At 63.9% G+C, this 16,905-nt stretch carries 10 protein-coding genes; 5 read left to right on the top strand and 5 right to left on the bottom strand.

Annotation, left to right across the window (positions count from 1 at the left end; translation table 11 throughout):
- Positions 1–151: 151 nt before the first annotated feature.
- Complete coding sequence (locus ASD99_RS23890; protein ID WP_413813952.1) at positions 152–1,711, top strand: alkaline phosphatase D family protein; 1,560 nt, start codon at positions 152–154, stop codon at positions 1,709–1,711.
- 48 nt (positions 1,712–1,759) lie between these two features.
- Here the strand turns inward: ASD99_RS23890 and ASD99_RS23885 are convergent, their stop codons facing one another.
- Positions 1,760–2,041 carry a hypothetical protein gene (locus ASD99_RS23885; protein ID WP_244482832.1) on the bottom strand — a complete coding sequence of 94 codons (282 nt, stop codon included), beginning with the start codon at positions 2,039–2,041 and terminating at the stop codon, positions 1,760–1,762.
- A 197-nt stretch (positions 2,042–2,238) separates the two neighbouring features.
- Between ASD99_RS23885 and typA the strand changes: the two genes are divergently transcribed.
- The gene (gene typA, locus ASD99_RS23880; RefSeq protein WP_057145125.1) at positions 2,239–4,068 is read left to right on the top strand and encodes a translational GTPase TypA; all 1,830 of its coding nucleotides are present in this window, start codon (positions 2,239–2,241) and stop codon (positions 4,066–4,068) included.
- Positions 4,069–4,129: 61 nt separating this feature from the next.
- On the opposite strand, the gene ASD99_RS23875 is transcribed toward typA, so the two are convergent.
- Positions 4,130–4,756: a DUF1062 domain-containing protein gene (locus tag ASD99_RS23875; protein ID WP_057145239.1), complete on the bottom strand. Its 627-nt coding sequence runs from the start codon at positions 4,754–4,756 to the stop codon at positions 4,130–4,132.
- Positions 4,757–5,153: 397 nt separating this feature from the next.
- Between ASD99_RS23875 and ASD99_RS23870 the strand changes: the two genes are divergently transcribed.
- Positions 5,154–5,768, top strand: a complete 615-nt coding sequence (locus ASD99_RS23870) for a LysE family translocator (protein WP_057145124.1) — start codon at positions 5,154–5,156, stop codon at positions 5,766–5,768.
- Between the two features lie 301 nt (positions 5,769–6,069).
- Here ASD99_RS23870 and ASD99_RS23865 read toward each other — a convergent pair whose 3' ends face one another.
- A complete protein-coding gene (locus tag ASD99_RS23865; RefSeq protein WP_056586068.1) occupies positions 6,070–6,633 on the bottom strand; it encodes a peroxidase-related enzyme in 564 nt (187 codons plus the stop codon).
- Between the two features lie 135 nt (positions 6,634–6,768).
- Here ASD99_RS23865 and ASD99_RS23860 point away from each other — a divergent pair, with 135 nt between their 5' ends.
- Complete coding sequence (locus ASD99_RS23860) at positions 6,769–11,583, top strand: NAD-glutamate dehydrogenase (RefSeq protein WP_057145123.1); 4,815 nt, start codon at positions 6,769–6,771, stop codon at positions 11,581–11,583.
- Between the two features lie 258 nt (positions 11,584–11,841).
- Positions 11,842–13,218, top strand: a complete 1,377-nt coding sequence (locus ASD99_RS23855) for an MFS transporter (protein ID WP_056586074.1) — start codon at positions 11,842–11,844, stop codon at positions 13,216–13,218.
- Positions 13,219–13,257: 39 nt separating this feature from the next.
- Here ASD99_RS23855 and purH read toward each other — a convergent pair whose 3' ends face one another.
- The gene (purH, locus tag ASD99_RS23850) at positions 13,258–14,874 is read right to left on the bottom strand and encodes a bifunctional phosphoribosylaminoimidazolecarboxamide formyltransferase/IMP cyclohydrolase (RefSeq protein WP_056586077.1); all 1,617 of its coding nucleotides are present in this window, start codon (positions 14,872–14,874) and stop codon (positions 13,258–13,260) included.
- An 87-nt stretch (positions 14,875–14,961) separates the two neighbouring features.
- Positions 14,962–16,686 (bottom strand): heparinase II/III family protein, encoded by a 1,725-nt coding sequence (locus tag ASD99_RS23845; protein WP_056586079.1) that lies wholly within the window; start codon positions 16,684–16,686, stop codon positions 14,962–14,964.
- Positions 16,687–16,905: the final 219 nt, after the last annotated feature.

The following is a 16,905-nucleotide window of genomic DNA, read 5'->3' as shown; positions in this document are numbered from 1 at the left end:
GAGCGCTAATCTCCCCCCTCGAGGGGGGGAGATCACCCGCCTGTTAATCGTCAGAAAAACTTCATCATCCCGAGATACGCCTGAAACATTGACGCTGGACCTTGGTGGCACCGTTCAAGCGATCCAGGAGACAGCCGTGAACAAGCTCTCGATGACCCGACGCGCCTTCGTCACCTCCGCCAGCGCCGTCGGCCTGGCCGGCGTTTCGAGCCTGGCGCTGCCCTACTATTCGCGTGCCAACCAGCGGCCGGCCTTCACCCATGGCGTCCAGTCAGGCGATGTCGACGCAACCAGCGGCATGGTGTGGACGCGCACCGACCGCCCGTCGCGCGTCATGTTCGAGGTGTCGTCGACGGAGAATTTCGCCAATGCGACACGCCTGGCGCCGCTCGATACCTCGCCGGCCAGCGACTACACGGTCAAGCGGCTGCTCACCGACCTCGCTTCCGATCAGGACATCTTCTACCGCATGACATCAGCCGATCTCGCCGACATCAACGCCGTTTCCGAGCCGATCACCGGGCGCTTCAGGACGGCGCCGGCTTCGAAGCGCGACATCCGCTTCGCCTGGTCAGGCGACACCGCCGGCCAGGGCTGGGGCATCGACGAGACCGGCATGAAGACCTACGCCACGATCGGCAAGCACACGCCCGACTTCTTCCTGCATTCTGGTGACACCATCTATGCCGACGGCGCCATGAAGGACGAGGTCGACCTGCCCGGCGGCGGCAAGTGGAAGAACGTCGTGCTGATCAACGGCAAGCGCAAGGTCGCCGAGACGCTGGACGAATACCGAGACCAGTGGAAATACAACATGATGGACAGGAACGTGCTTGGCCTGAGCGCCATCTGCCCGACCTTCTACCAGTGGGACGACCACGAAGTGCTGAACAACTGGTCGGATTCGAAGGATCTCAGCGCCGACAATCGCTACACGGAGAAATCCATCCACGTGCTGGCGGCCCGCGCGGCGCGCGCCTTCCATGAAATGACGACGATCCGCTACGAACCGTCCGAGCCCGGCCGCGTCTATCGCAAAATTGCCTATGGGCCGCTGCTCGACGTGTTCTTCCTCGACATGCGCTCCTATCGCGGCCCCAACGGTCCTGGCATGCAGGATGAGATGACGCCGCAATCGCGCATGCTGGGCGAACAGCAGACGAAATGGCTGAAGCGCGAACTGGCGAATTCGAAGGCGACCTGGAAAATCATCGCCGCCGACATGCCGCTCGGCCTCGTCGTCTGGGACGATGGCGCCAAGAAGGCCGGCGCTGAAGCGGTCAGCAATGGCGACAATGGCTTGCCAAAAGGGCGCGAGCTCGAGATCGCCGACCTGCTGCGCTTCATCAAGAATGCCGGCATCAGCAACACCGTCTGGCTGACCGCCGACGTGCATTATACGGCTGCGCACTACTACAACCCGGACAAGGCGCAGTTCCAGGATTTCAATCCGTTCTGGGAATTCGTCTCAGGTCCCATCCATGCCGGCACGTTCGGCCCGAACGATTTCGACACGACGTTCGGCCCGGAGCTGAAGTTCATCAAGGCGCCGAGCGCCGAGCAAGGCCAGAACCTGCCGCCATCGGCCGGCCTGCAGTTCTTCGGGCTTGTCGACATCAACGGTGCCAGTGAGCAGATGACCGTGCGGTTGATGGATCGCGACGACAACGAGCTCTACAAGGTAACGCTCGACCCGGTGCGGTCGGCGTAAGCGCGCGCTCTGTTGGAAAGGTGTCGCGCGTCCAGGGCGCGCGGCGTCTTAGTCCGGGTAGCAGACCATCGGTATATTAGGCCACACGGCGCTGTCGCAGTTGGCGCTGACCTGCCTCTGCTTGAAGGCGGCGCTGACCGGGCCGGTCACCATCGGGTCGACGCCGTCCGGTGCATCGGCAAAGATCTGCTCGGCGGTCTGCGTGTCGGACTGCACAACTGCGCGCGCGCCCTTCTGCGTCGCGGCCGACTGCGCGGCGTTTGCGGCCAGCAGGACGGCGAAGGCAACGGACGCGATGAGCGGCCAGAATCGGTTGAGTCTATCGGTCATGACGTTCGAACTGCCCGGGCCCTGAAAGGTTCCCGCCTTGGTTAACAAAACCATCTCACACGCAGATGCTTAAGATTTGATGAGTATTTGGTGTCGCGCCTCCTCTTTCGCAACTGCGAAAAACCCTGTATGAGCCGCGCAACCGAAAGAGGCAGCGCCTTTTGGCCTGCTGCCTGCAACGCTTCCGAGACCAGAACATGAAAATCCGTAATATCGCGATCATCGCGCACGTCGACCATGGAAAAACCACCCTTGTCGACCAATTGCTCCGGCAATCCGGCTCCTTTCGCGACAATCAGCGCGTCGCCGAGCGCGCCATGGATTCCAACGACCTCGAAAAGGAACGCGGCATCACCATCCTTGCCAAGGCGACCTCGGTCGACTGGAAGGATACCCGCATCAATATCGTCGACACCCCTGGCCACGCCGATTTCGGTGGCGAGGTCGAACGCATCCTGTCGATGGTCGATTCGGCCATCGTGCTGGTCGACGCCGCAGAAGGGCCGATGCCGCAGACCAAATTCGTCGTCGGCAAGGCACTCAAGGTCGGCCTGAAGCCGATCGTCGTCATCAACAAGATCGACCGCCCGGACGCCCGCCATGTCGAGGTGGTCAACGAAGTGTTCGACCTGTTTGCAGCGCTCGACGCCACCGACGACCAGCTCGACTTCCCGATTCTGTACGGTTCAGGCCGTGACGGCTGGGTTTCGGAAAATTCGGAAGGCCCCAAGGATCAGGGCCTGGCGCCGCTGTTCGACCTGGTCATCAAGCATGTGCCGGCGCCGACCGTGCATCCCGGCCCGTTCCGCATGATCGGTACCATCCTGGAAGCCAATCCGTTCCTCGGCCGCATCATCACCGGCCGCATCGAGAGCGGCACGCTGAAGTCCAACCAGCCCGTCAAGGTGCTGCACCATGACGGCACGCTGGTCGAAACCGGCCGTATTTCCAAGATACTCGCTTTCCGCGGCCTCGAACGCCAGCCGATCGAGGAAGCTCAGGCGGGCGACATCGTCGCCATTGCCGGCCTGTCGAAAGGCACCGTCGCCGACACCTTCTGCGATCCGGCGGTGAGCGAGCCGCTGCATGCGCAGCCGATCGATCCGCCGACCGTGACCATGTCGTTCCTGGTCAACGATTCGCCACTGGCCGGTACCGAAGGCGACAAGGTGACCAGCCGCGTCATCCGCGACCGTCTGTTGCGCGAGGCCGAAGGCAATGTCGCGCTGAAGATCGAGGAATCGCCGGACAAGGATTCGTTCTTCGTCTCCGGCCGCGGCGAATTGCAGCTGGCCGTGCTGATCGAGACGATGCGCCGCGAAGGTTTCGAGATCGCCGTGTCGCGTCCGCGCGTCGTCATGCAGAAGGGTGAGAACGGCGACCTGCTCGAGCCGGTCGAGGAAGTCGTCATCGACGTCGACGAGGAACATGCCGGCATCGTCGTGCAGAAGATGTCGGAGCGCAAGGCCGAGATGGTCGAGCTGCGTCCGTCCGGCGGCAACCGCCAGCGCATCGTCTTCCACGCGCCGACGCGCGGCCTGATCGGCTACCAGTCGGAACTGTTGACCGACACGCGCGGCACCGCCGTGATGAACCGGCTGTTCCATGCCTATGAGCCTTACAAGGGCGAATTGCCGGGCCGCACCAATGGCGTGCTGATCTCCAACGAGCAGGGCGAGGCGGTGGCCTATGCCATGTGGAACCTTGAAGACCGTGGTCCGATGGTCATCGATCCCGGCGTCAAGGTCTATCAGGGCATGATCATCGGCATCCATTCCAGAGACAACGATCTCGAAGTGAATGTGCTGAAAGGCAAGAAGCTGACCAACATCCGCGCCGCCGGCAAGGATGAGGCGGTCAAGCTGACCCCGCCGATTCGCATGACGCTGGAGAAGGCCTTGGCCTGGATCCAGGACGACGAGCTAGTCGAGGTGACGCCGAAGACCATCCGTCTGCGCAAGCTCTATCTCGATCCGAACGAGCGCAAGCGCTTCGAGAAGTCAGCCAAGGCGGTCGGCGCGGCGTAAGCTCGCTATTTTTCCAACAGCCGAGAGGGGCGGAGCAAACCAGTGCTCCGCCCCTTTTCGTTCACCCACCGGCAGCCGCGATGATGGTCTGCCGATCGACCTCGCCGGACAGATCGATGTGGATCGTCATGCCCTCGCGGGCCGGCTTGCGCAGGGCCTTCGCCCCGTCCCGGCCAAGGATCAGCAATCGTTTCTCTTCCAGCGCTTGAAGCCGTGATCGCGAGATGCCGAGTTCGCCGGCGAGCAAACGATCGAGCCGGAGCGACGTCGGCATTTCGAGTCCAAGCTGGAGTTCCAGCACGGTCGCGGCTTCCCTGGTGTCGCCGAGCCTGCGCTTGTGCACGGCGACGTCGGGGAATTCCTCGACATGTCCCACCCGGCTGCGCAGCGCAACGACGTCGAAAGCATGGCGGCGGGAGAGTGCCGAATCGTTGTTTTCGAGCGCCTGTAGCAAGGCAGGCTCGATGTCGCGGCGGTTGCAGCGCTCGAAAATGTCGAAATTCCAGGAATTTTTGCAGTCGGTGCAGCGATAGATCAGCCACACATCAATACGCTTGCCATTGGCGTTGACGCGGAATTTTCCGCTGCTGCAATAGGCCTTCACAGTGCCGCAGCGATTGCAGTTGATGAGCGGTCGAGGTGCGGTCTTGGGCGCGATTGCCCAATGGATACGCAGAATTCCAGACATGCCGATAAGCCCTTCCCGTCGGGAAGTTCGCCAGGTCGGCGATGTCGAGATGCCCATGCGGGCACGGCGTGGCGAGAGGCTGCGGTTCTTGGAAATCAGGTGTCACGGGCGGAAAGCGCGCGACAGCGGTCCAGCAGTGCCAAACCGGTCTCGAACCGCCGCCCAGAAGAACACATGAACATGAAAACAGACACCGCGAATGCGGTGTTGTGCAGTGTGTCGGGGGAGTTGACGAGACCGGCGATTACGTAGGCAAAGTGAAGCTCAAAATTGTTTCGCGGCGACCTCTCTAGCCGCGGGATGCCGGACCGACAAGCGCCTTTTTGTCGGTGCTACCGCAGCCGAGCCACTTGCGCTAATGTCTGATATCGAAGGTTTTCAACCAGAGACCCTGGCCATGCACCACACCTCGCTCCTCATCTTCGCCGGCGCTTTGTTCGTTGCCGCCGGTTCACCCGGTCCGTCGATCGCGGCCCTCGTCGCGCGCGTTATCGCGAAAGGCTTTCGCGACGTGTTCCCGTTTCTGCTCGCCATGTGGATCGGCGAGGGCATCTGGCTGTCGCTGGCGGTGTTAGGGCTGGCCGTCGTAGCGCAGACCTTCCATTTCGCCTTCGTAGTCGTGAAATGGGTCGGCGTTGCCTATCTCGCTTACCTCGCCTGGAAGATGTGGACCGCCCCCGTCGATGCGAAAGAGGGCGAGATGCCGCGCGAGGATTCTCCGACAAAGCTGTTCTTCGCCGGCATGGCGGTGACGCTCGGCAATCCCAAGATCATGATGTTCTACCTGGCGCTGCTGCCGACCATCATCGACCTTGCTTCGGTCAGCATCGTCGGCTGGGTCGAGCTGACGGCGACAATGGCCGTGGTGCTGGTCGCCATCGATCTCGCCTGGGTGCTCGCTGCATCACAGGCGCGCAAGCTTTTGAAGAGCAAGCGCGCCATGAAGATCGCCAACCGCGTCAGCGCCACGACCATGGCCGGCGCGGCAGCGGCCATCGCGGCGCGGTCCTGAGCCGAAGCGTCCGCCCATCATATTGATGATCGGCGCGATCTCGACGTTGCAGTTCGGCTCCATCAGAATCGGACAGTCCCTAGTCTTGCTGGCAGCGTCATCGATGTCCTTTGCCTCGATGATCGAATAGCCGCCGGTCGGGTTGCTGCCGCCATGTTCTCGATCTTGCCTTCGGCAAGACGGTCTTCGACTGCCGGCTTGCGGTCACGCCGCCTGCCGATCATCGGACCAAACCGGCAAACAAGTAACGAGAATGCGAAATTGCTAATATAAGGCCTGGCTGGATTCCAGCTGCCGAGCCTCACCGAGCCATGGCATGGTATTCGTCGTTCGGCCGCATATCGATTGCCGCGGCCACCCGGTTCGACATGTTGAAGAAGGCCGCGGTCGAGGCGATGTCCCAGATGTCGCGGTCGGTGAAGCCGGCCTTGCGCAGTGCCGCCCGGTCGGCCTCGACGACCTTCGCCGGCTCCTCCGTCAGCTTGGCGGCGAATTCGAGCATCGCCGCCTGCTTCGGCGAAAGCTCGGCGGCGCGGAAATTCATCACCATCATTTCACCGAGCGCCGGGTCGCCGGACAGCTGACGCACCGCAGCGCCATGCGCGGTCAGGCAATAATAGCAGTGGTTGATCGAGGAGACGGCGACCGCAATCATCTCGCGTTCCAGCTTCGACAGGCCGGAATCACCCAGCATCAGATCATTGTACATGTCGGTGAAAGCACGCAGCTTCTTCTCGTCGAAGGCGTAGGCGCGCAACACGTTGGGAACCAGGCCGAGCTTCTCTTCGCATTTGGCGAAATAGGCTTTTGTCGCCTCACTCAGCTCCGCCTGGCCAAGGTCAAGCGCGGTGATTTTGCCGGTCATCGGTCATTTCTCCTCGTTGGGCGATGCCTTGTTGCCGAATTCCGATATTTCTTTGCAAGCCGTCAAACCTTTGTCGCCAAACAGCGGTCATCTGCTACCATAGTGGTAAAAGCATTGACGGGAGGGAAGTGCGTCATGGCCAGCGTGAAATCCGCGAGCAAGCCGAAGAAAAAAGCCACGGCAGCGACAAAAGCGGAGGAAAGGCCAGCCAGGCTTGCCGACTATCTGCTCGCCCGAGCGCCGGCTGAAGACATCGCCACCTATGAAGCGGCCGACCTCGAACGCGCCGCAGATCTCGCCGGCCGGGCGATTGCCGTTCACAAAAAAGGCGAGTGTGTCGTCGCCGTCGATGCCGATTCCGGCGTTGTGCGAGACGGCCGCCCGGTGACGGTCATCACCGTCGTCAACGACAACATGCCATTCCTGTTCGATTCCATCCTCGGCGAGATCACCGAGACATCAGGCGAACCGACGCTGGTCACCCATCCGGTCATCGTCGTGCGCCACGGCAAAGGCGGTGTGGATGAAATCCTCGGCGACGGCAATTTCGCCAAGGACGACGGCAACCACGACCGGCTGAGCGTCATCCATGTCCATATCCCGCGGCTGACCGCCGAGCAGGCCAGCGGATTGACAGAGCGGCTGCGCAAGATGCTCGGCCAGGTTCACGCCGCCGTGCACGACTGGAAGCCGATGCTGGCCCGCCTCGATCAGGCGATTTCCGAGTTCCGCTACTCGGCCGTGCCACTCGACAAGAAGAGCGTTGCCGAGGCCATCGCCTTCCTCGAGTGGCTGCGCGACGACAATTTCACCTTCCTCGGCATGCGCGAGTTCAAATACACCGGCGGCGAGGAAAGCGGCACGCTGGAGCGCGCAGACAAGCCCGGCCTCGGCATCCTCACCGACCCCGATGTGCTCGTGCTCAGGCGCGGCACCGAAGCGGTGACGACAACGCCGGAGATCCGCGCCTTCCTGCATGGGCCAGAGCCGCTGATCGTCACCAAGGCAAACGCAAAGTCTTCCGTGCATCGCCGCATCTATCTCGATTACATCGGCATCAAGACCTACACTGCAAAGGGCACGCTGGCGGGCGAATTGCGCATCGTCGGCCTGTTCACCTCGACCGCCTACACGCGTTCGGTGATGAAGATCCCATATCTTCGATCAAAGGCCGAAACCATCATCGCCAAGTCCGGCTTCGACCGGCACGATCACTCCGGCAAGGCGCTGATCAACGTTTTGGAGAGCTATCCGCGCGACGAATTGTTCCAGGTGCCGGTGCCGATCCTGAGGAAGCACGCCGCCGCCATTCTCGGCCTGGTCGAGCGGCCGCGCGTGCGGGCGCTGGTGCGCGCCGACCAGTTCGACCGCTTCGTCTCGATCCTCGTCTTCGTGCCGCGCGACCGTTACGACAGCGTCGTGCGCGAGAAGATCGGCAGCTATCTGAAGACCGTGTTCGAAGGCCGGTTGTCGGCCTACTACCCGGCCTTCCCCGAAGGCGGGCTGGCGCGCGTGCATTTCATCATCGGCCGTTCCGGCGGCAAGACGCCCAAGGTCGAGCAAGCGACGATCGAGGCGGCGATCCGCGACATCGTGCGTACCTGGGAAGATGCCCTTTCCGATGCGGCGGAGGCCAGTGGCTCCGACCAGGCGTTGAAGCGCATCGCCGCGCGGCTGCCGGAAAGCTACCGCGATTCGTTCAGCGCGGCGGTGGCGCTGGCCGATGCCGGGCGCATTGCCAAAATCAGCGCCAGCAATCCGATCGCCATCGACTATTATCGCCATGCCGAGCAGAAGCCGCACCAGGCGGCGCTGAAGATCTATCACCATGGCAGTCCGGTGGCGCTGTCGCGTCGGGTGCCGGTGCTGGAAAACATCGGCTTTCGCGTCATCAGCGAACGCACTTTCGAGGTCGGCGACGACCAGTCCGGCATGATCAATAGTGATCAGCCCGGCATGGTCTTCATCCACGACATGGAGCTGGAAAACAGCTACGGCAAGCCGATCGACTTGACGGACAGCGGCGCCCTGTTCGAGGACGCCTTCCTGTCCGTCTGGCGCGGCGACGTCGACAATGACGGCTATAACGGCCTCGCCCAGACCGCCGGTCTGTGGTCGGGCGAGATCACCATCCTGCGGGCCTATGGCCGCTACCTGCAGCAGGTCGGCATCCCGCAAAGCCAAGATTTCATCGCCGCCGCGCTCAATCGCTATCCCGACATCGCGCGCGGCCTGCATGCGCTGTTCATCGCCCGGCTTGGTCCGACGGCCGAAGGGGAAGGCGTCGTGGCGGCAAAGCATCTCAAGGCCAAGATCAAGGAGGCGCTGGAAGATGTGCCGAATATCGACGACGACACCATCATCCGGCGCTACCTCAACCTGATCGAAGCCTCGCTGCGCACCAATCATTTCGTTGCCGATACGAGGGCTAAAGGCCAATCGCTGGCGATCAAGCTCGATTCGCATGCGGTCGACGGTTTGCCGGCGCCGCGGCCGTGGCGGGAGATCTTCGTCTATGGCTCCGAGGTCGAGGGCGTGCATCTTCGCTTCGGCCCGGTGGCCCGCGGCGGCCTGCGCTGGTCGGACCGCGCCCAGGACTACCGCACCGAGGTGCTCGGCCTGGTCAAGGCGCAGCAGGTCAAGAATGCCGTCATCGTGCCGGTAGGCGCAAAGGGCGGCTTCTTCCCCAAGCGCCTGCCGGTGGGCGGCAGCCGCGATGCGATCTTCGAGGCCGGCACATCGGCCTACAAGAACTTCGTCTCCAGCCTGCTATCGATCACCGACAATATCGGCCTCGACGGTGTCATCCCGCCGGCTGGTGTCGTGCGCCGCGACCCGGACGATCCGTATTTCGTCGTTGCCGCCGACAAGGGCACGGCGACTTTCTCCGACACCGCCAACGCGATTAGCGAGAAGCATGGCTTCTGGCTCGACGACGCCTTCGCCAGCGGCGGCTCGGCCGGTTATGACCACAAGAAGATGGGCATCACCGCCAAGGGCGCCTGGGAGGCGGTCAAGCGGCATTTCCGCGAGATCAACCGCGACATCCAGACCTCGCCCTTCACCGTCGTCGGTGTCGGCGACATGTCGGGGGACGTGTTCGGCAACGGCATGCTGTTGTCGCCGAAGACCAGGCTGATCGCCGCCTTCGACCATCGCGATATCTTCATCGATCCCGATCCCGACATGGCGGCTTCGATGGCCGAGCGCGAGCGCATGTTCGCTTTGCCGCGTTCGAGCTGGCAGGACTACGACAAGACGAAACTGTCGGAAGGCGGCATCATCGTCTCGCGCAACCAGAAGTCGATCACCTTGCCGGCGGCAGCAGCGGCGGCGATCGGCCTGGGCAAAACCACCGCCACGCCGGTCGAGATCATGACCGCCATCCTCAAGGCGCCGGTCGATCTTCTCTGGTTCGGCGGCATCGGCACATATTTGCGGGCATCCACCGAAACCAATGCCGAGGTCGGCGACCGAGCCAATGACGCTATCCGCATCACCGCGCTCGACGTGCGCGCCAAGGTCATCGGCGAGGGCGCCAATCTCGGCGTCACGCAGCGGGCGCGCATCGAGTTCGGCCTGAATGGCGGCCGCTGCAACTCCGACGCCATCGACAATTCTGGCGGCGTCAACTGCTCCGACGTCGAGGTCAACATCAAGATCGCGCTGGCGTCCGCCATGCGCAAGGGATCGTTGACGCGGCCGGCACGCAACAAGCTGCTGGCCGAGATGACCGAGGAGGTCGGCTCGCTGGTGCTGTCCAACAACTACCAGCAGACGCTGGCGCTTTCGATCGCCCGCAAGCGCGGCCTTGCCGACATCGCGCACCAAAGCCGTTTCATGACGGCGCTGGAGGCACGCGGCCTGCTCGACCGTGCCGTGGAGACGCTGCCGTCGCCTGCGGCACTTGCCGAGCGCGAAGCGCGCGGCGAACCGCTGACACGGGCCGAGCTCGGCGTTCTGCTCGCCTATGCCAAGATCGTGCTGTTTTCCGACGTCGTCGCCAGCGACGTGCCGGACGATGCGCATTTCGACCGCGACCTGATGGGCTATTTCCCGGACCGGATGGCGAAGAAATACGCCACTGAGATCCATGGCCACAGGCTGCGCCGCGAGATCATCACCCGGGTCGTCGCCAACGATCTGGTCAATCGCGGCGGCCCGTCCTTCGTCGACCGGCTGCAGGAAGCCACGGGGTGCACCGCCGCCGACGTGGTGCGTACTTTCGCCGTCGTGCGCGACGGTTTTGCGCTGCCGGCGCTCTATCGCGAGATCGACGCGCTCGACAACCAGATCGACGGCCAGGTGCAGCTCGATCTCTATCAGATGGTCAGCCGGCTGATCTACGTGACCAGCGGCTGGTACCTGAAGAACGATGCCGGCACGGCACCCCTTGGCCAGCGCATCACTGAGCTGCAGGAAGCCCGCAAGGCGCTGGAACCCAAGCTCGTTTCGCTGCTGCCGGCCTTCTCGCGCGAGCGGATCGAAGAGAAACGCCACGGGCTGTTCAAGAGCGGCGCGCCAGAAAGGCTGGCCGAACAGCTGGCGCTGAGCGAGGTGGCGGAACTCATCCCCGACATCGCGCTGACGGCACGCACCGCCGGCGCCGACATCGTCGCCGCTGCCAAGGCGTTCTTCGCGGTCAGCGATGCCTTCCGCATCCCGCGTGTCGAGGACGCGGCACGCTCGATAACGCCCTCGGACTACTACGATCAGATGGCGCTTTCGCGCGCCACCGATACGATCGGCGCGGCACGGCGCGGCATCGCGGTGGCGGCACTCACCGGCCACGCCAAGACGGCCGATCCGGTGGCGGCCTGGCTGGAAGCCGGTGGCGAGCGGGTGGCGCGCATCCGCGAGAGGCTGCAGGCGCTGACCGAGGGCGGCGACATCACCGTGTCGCGGCTGTCGGTCGCGTCGGGGCTGATCAGCGATCTTACGGGGATGTAGTCTCGAAGCCTGGCGTTACCCTCCCGCTTGTGGGGAGGTCGCTGCGAAGCAGCGGGGTGGGGGGTGGCGCCGGACCCACCCGGACCCTCGGTCCGACCTACAAGGGGGAGGTCGGGGTTGGCGCCCATGCCCCGTTCACTCGGAAATCAAGGGGACAAGCCAATGAACGGCGACGCGACGCTTGTTCGTTTGCGTGCCCATCGGAAAACATGCAGACATGGCGCGAGCCGCCAGCGACATGAGGCGATCGGAGGGGACATGACCGAGGTAGCAGTGCAGCGCGCGTCCGGGCGCGGCATCTGGGGATGGATGCTGTTCGACTGGGCGGCGCAGCCGTTCTTCACGGTCGTCACCACTTTCATCTTCGGGCCCTACTTCGTCTCGCGCATGGCCAGCAATCCGGAAACCGGCCAGGCGGCCTGGGGCTACGGCATCGCCGCGGCCGGCCTTGTCATCGCCGTGCTGTCGCCGATCCTCGGCTCGATCGCCGACCAGACCGGACCGCGCAAGCCGTGGATCGCGTTTTTCGCCGCGGTCAAGATCACAAGCCTTTGCCTGTTGTGGTTCGCGGCCCCCGGCTCTAACCTTTTCCTGGTCGTGCTGTTGTTCTCGCTGGCATCGGTCGCGGCCGAGTTTTCGACCGTGTTCAACGATTCGATGATGCCGCGGCTGGTGCCGAAGAGCGAGATCGGCCGGATTTCCAACATGGCCTGGGGCCTTGGTTATCTCGGCGGCATGATTGCGCTGATCTTCGTCGTCGCCTGCATGGCCGGTTCGCCGGAGACCGGCAAGACGATCATCGGCATCGAGCCGCTGTTCGGGCTCGACCCGAAGCTCGGCGAGGATGCACGCGCCACCGGGCCTTTGTCGGCCGGCTGGTACTTCCTGTTCATCCTGCCGATGTTCTTCTTCACCCCCGATGCCATCAAGGGCCTGCCGATCGGTCCGGCGGTGCGAGAGGGATTGGCGGAGCTGAAAGTAACACTGGGTGAGGTGCGCAAGCGCAGCGGCATCTTCCGCTTCCTTGTCGCCCGCATGATCTATCAGGACGGAGTCAATGCGCTGCTGGCGCTGGGTGGCACTTTTGCGGCTGCAATGTTCCATTGGTCGATCACGGAGATCGGTATTTTCGGCATCATTCTCAACGTCGTCGCCATCTTCGGCTGCCTGGTTGCAGCCCGTCTCGACATGGCGCTTGGCTCAAAAACCATCGTGATGATTTCGCTGGTCCTGCTCAGCATCGCCACGATCGGCATCGTCTCGACCGGACCGGGCTACACTTTGTTCGGCCTCTGGATGATGCCTGGACCGGACAGTGGCGGCCTGTTCGGCACGGCGGCGGAAAAGGCCTACATCTTTTTCGGCCTGCTGATCGGCGTGGCTTTCGGGCCGGTGCAGGCGTCGTCGCGGTCCTACATGGCGCGCAGCGTCACGGCGGCAGAATCCGGCCGCTATTTCGGCATTTATGCGCTGGCCGGGCGGGCGACCAGTTTCCTGGCGCCGTTCATGGTCGCATCCGTCACCCTGGCCAGCGGCTCGGCGCGGCTCGGCATGGCGGTGATCGTGCTGTTCCTTGGGGTCGGCATGGCGATCCTGATCAAGACGCCCTATCCGGCGGACCGGCCAAGCGAATAGCCGCTCTTCCCTTCTCTCCCAAGGGAGAAGGAAAGGGCGCTAATGCCTGAAATGCCTCACACCCGTAAACACCATGGCGATGCCGTGCTCGTCGGCGGCGGCGATGACGTCCTTGTCGTTCATCGAGCCGCCGGGCTGGATGACGGCGGTGGCGCCGGCGGCGATCGCCGACAGCAATCCATCGGCGAAGGGGAAGAAAGCGTCGGAGGCGACGACCGAACCCTTGGTCAGCGGTTCGGCAAGGCCCGCGGCCTCGGCGGCGTCGAGCGCTTTGCGGGCGGCGATGCGTGAGGAATCGACCCGGCTCATCTGGCCGGCGCCGATGCCGACGGTGGCGCCGTCCTTGACGTAGACGATGGCGTTCGACTTGACGTGCTTGGCGATGCGGAAGGCGAATTTGAGGTCGGCCATTTCGGCGGGCGTCGGCGCGCGCTTGGTCACCACTTTCAGCTCGAGGTCGTCGACCACGGCATTGTCCCGGCCCTGGACGAGCATGCCGCCGGCGACGGATTTGACCGTCGTGCCTGATGTGCGCGGGTCCGGCAGGCCGCCGGCGACCAGCAGGCGCAGGTTCTTCTTCGCCGCGACGATCGCCGCTGCCTCGCCGGTCGCGCCGGGCGCGATGATCACCTCGGTGAAGGTCTTGACGATTTCTTCGGCGGCTTCGGCGTCGAGGACGCGATTCATGGCGACGATGCCGCCGAAGGCCGAGACCGGGTCGCAGGCGAGCGCCTTGGCGTAGGCCGCCTTTAGCGAGGTGCCTTCGGCGACACCGCACGGGTTGGCGTGCTTGATAATGGCGACGGCGGCGGAGCGTGCCGGATCGAATTCGCCGACCAGTTCGAAGGCGGCGTCGGTGTCGTTGATGTTGTTGTAGGACAGCTGCTTGCCCTGCAGCTGGCGCGCCGTGGCGACGCCCGGCCGCTTGTCGCCGTTGACGTAGAAGCCGGCGCTCTGATGCGGGTTCTCGCCGTAGCGCATCACCTCGACAAGCCTGCCGCCAAAGGCGCGCCATGTCGGATGCTCGATCTCGAGCGCTTCGGCGAACCAACCGGAGATCGCAGCGTCATAGGTGGCGGTGCGGGCAAAGGCCTTGGCCGCCAGCTTCTTGCGGAAATCCAGCGACAGCGAGCCGATGTTCATCTCCAGCGCGTTCAGCACCGAGGCGTAGTCGCCGGGATCGGTGACGATGGCGACATAGGCGTGGTTCTTGGCCGAGGCGCGGATCATCGCCGGCCCGCCAATATCGATGTTCTCGACGATCGATGCGTAGTCGGCGCCGGAGCGGCGGACCTCCTCGAACGGATAGAGATTGGAGACGACGAGATCGATCGGCTCGATGCCGTATTTGCGCATTGCCGCGGAATGCTCCGGGTCGTCGCGCACGCCCAGCAGCGCGCCATGCACGCTGGGATGCAAGGTCTTGACGCGGCCATCCATGATCTCGGGAAAACCGGTGAGCTCGGAGACGTCGCGCACCGCCAGGCCCGCTTCAGCGATCGCCTTTGCCGTGCCGCCGGTCGAGACCAGTTCGACACCAGCTGCTGCCAGCGCCGTGGCGAAATCGATGAGGCCGGTCTTGTCGAAGACGGAGAGCAGGGCGCGACGCACGGGAACGAGGTCAGGTGCGGGAATGTTCTTGGCGGCGACGGCCATGGGCTGGCGGCCTTTCACGGCTTGTGTGATGGATGCCCGCGCCCGTAGCACATGCCGCCCGGAAATCAAACCGGCGGTCAGGCAAGCTCAGTTGTTTTCCGGGTAACCGGCTATGCGGGTGCGCGTCAGCTGCCAGTGGACTTCGGCGACTTCCGAGGCCTTGAAGGCTAGCACGATCTGGCGGCTGCGGCGGGGGCCGCCGAGACCGGCGAAATAGATCGATTCCTCGACCTCCGGCACCACTTCGGCTGATGTGAACACCCAGGTGTCGGCCTGATCTGCGGCCAGCACCAGGCGATCATGCTCGTCCTGCAGGAGGTTGATGTCGGGGTGGACGTGGAAGCGGATGGTGACGAAGTCGCGTCCGTTGTTGCGGATTGCAGCGTTGCCGGGGCGCTGGAAACGGTCTCTGCCGGCCAGCACATTGCCGTTCGCCGACAGTTTCAGCTCGCGCTCATGCAGGAAGCCGAAGCGCGGGACATAGCCGTCGTGGCGGGCGATGAACCCCTGAACGCCCTTCTGGTCGGTACGCTTGCACTGCACATGCTGCGGGCCGCCGATCAACGGCGAACCGAGCAGGTCGTTGACGCGCAGCGAATGGCTGAAGCGTGCCGACGAGGTGTCGTTGATGGTGGCGGTCGAGTGCGCGGCGGTGGCGCGCGCCAGCGGCCGGAATTCAGCTGCGCCATAGGTGTCGATGCCGGCGTTGACGATGTAGTGCTGGCGGCCGGACGACAGTTCGAAGGCGAGGCAGCTGGCGTGTGCTGCGTTGGACACGTCGACCGGCGGCGGCAGGCCGGTGTCGGCGATGACCGTGCTGCCACCCATCGACAGGCGCTCATAGCCGGAATGCGGCGCATGCAGCAGGGGCGCGCCAGCGGTATCGTCGTGGCGCAGGATGGTGGCGATGCGGTCGTGGATGGTGGCGCCCATGCCGTTGAAGCGGGCGAGGCTGCCGTCCTGATGGCGGAAGAAGCGCAGCGCCGGCAGCATGCGGTCGATGGCGCCGATCAGTGCCTGCGGCGGCGTCTCCGCCTGGTTGGCATAGGTCTGGCGCAGCGGCAGAAGGTCGGCGAGGATTTCCAGGACGACCATCGGATTGCGCGAAATGTGCCCGCCGTCGGCGAGGATCTGGCGGTCGAGTTCCTCGGCAAGGTTTCGGGTTGCGCCGCGCAGTGCCGATGCCGGCGCCGGCAGGGACAACGCGGCGAAGGCGAGCGCGATGCGGGCCCGCAGCCTGTCCTTGCCGTCGGGCATTTCGCGCGCCATCGACCGGAGGTAGCGGATCTGGATGGCGAGCGACTTCAGGAAAGCGCGGTAGAAGGGGAACTCGGCCCCCTGCAGCACGACGGAGGAGTGCTGCAGCCAGGCGATGATGCGCTTGGCCGTAGTGCCTGGCTCCCAGGCGATGCCGGAAATATGGCTGCCATGCATGGCGATCCAGTCGGAGACCAGGGCGCGGGCATTGGCGGCTGCAAGCTCGGTGCCGGCGGCGCGCATATGGCGCAGCCAGCGAAAACCGTGCAGCGTCTTCTGCCAGCCGTGATTGGGTACGGTGATCTGGAAAGGCGACTTGCCCCCGGTCTCGACCAGATGTCCCGACAGGGGATAGCGGCCGTAATAAATCTCGAGTGCAATCTGCGGGTCGGCGAGGCGCAGGTCAGGCGGCGCTATGAGCACACGTTCGGGCGTGCGGCCGGAATAGCGCCAGCGATAGACAGGCCCGGCACGCAGGCGTCGGCGCGTCTTGCGCCAGAACTCCTTCGCGACAAGCGTCCACAGACGCGTCGTGCTGCTGGCAGCAAGTGCCAAAACCCCTCCTGATCGTCCTCTACCCCGGCGCCGAGTTTACATGATTGAACGACTCGTGCGAAGGCGAATTCCACGGGACCGTGCCGGTTCACCCGGTTTTGCCCCCGAGCCTCCCTAAAAAAGTCATTAAATCCAGTCAGTTAAATCCCAAAGCGCGCCGCTGTAATCCGATGCGAAGCACCTCAGGGTTGTGTTTCACATATGTCGTTGCCCCAAAAC

The organism is Mesorhizobium sp. Root695 (genome assembly GCF_001428185.1).
Lineage (GTDB): Bacteria > Pseudomonadota > Alphaproteobacteria > Rhizobiales > Rhizobiaceae > Mesorhizobium.
Note: the sequence above shows the minus strand (reverse complement) of the source record. Positions and strands in the feature narration are given on the sequence as shown.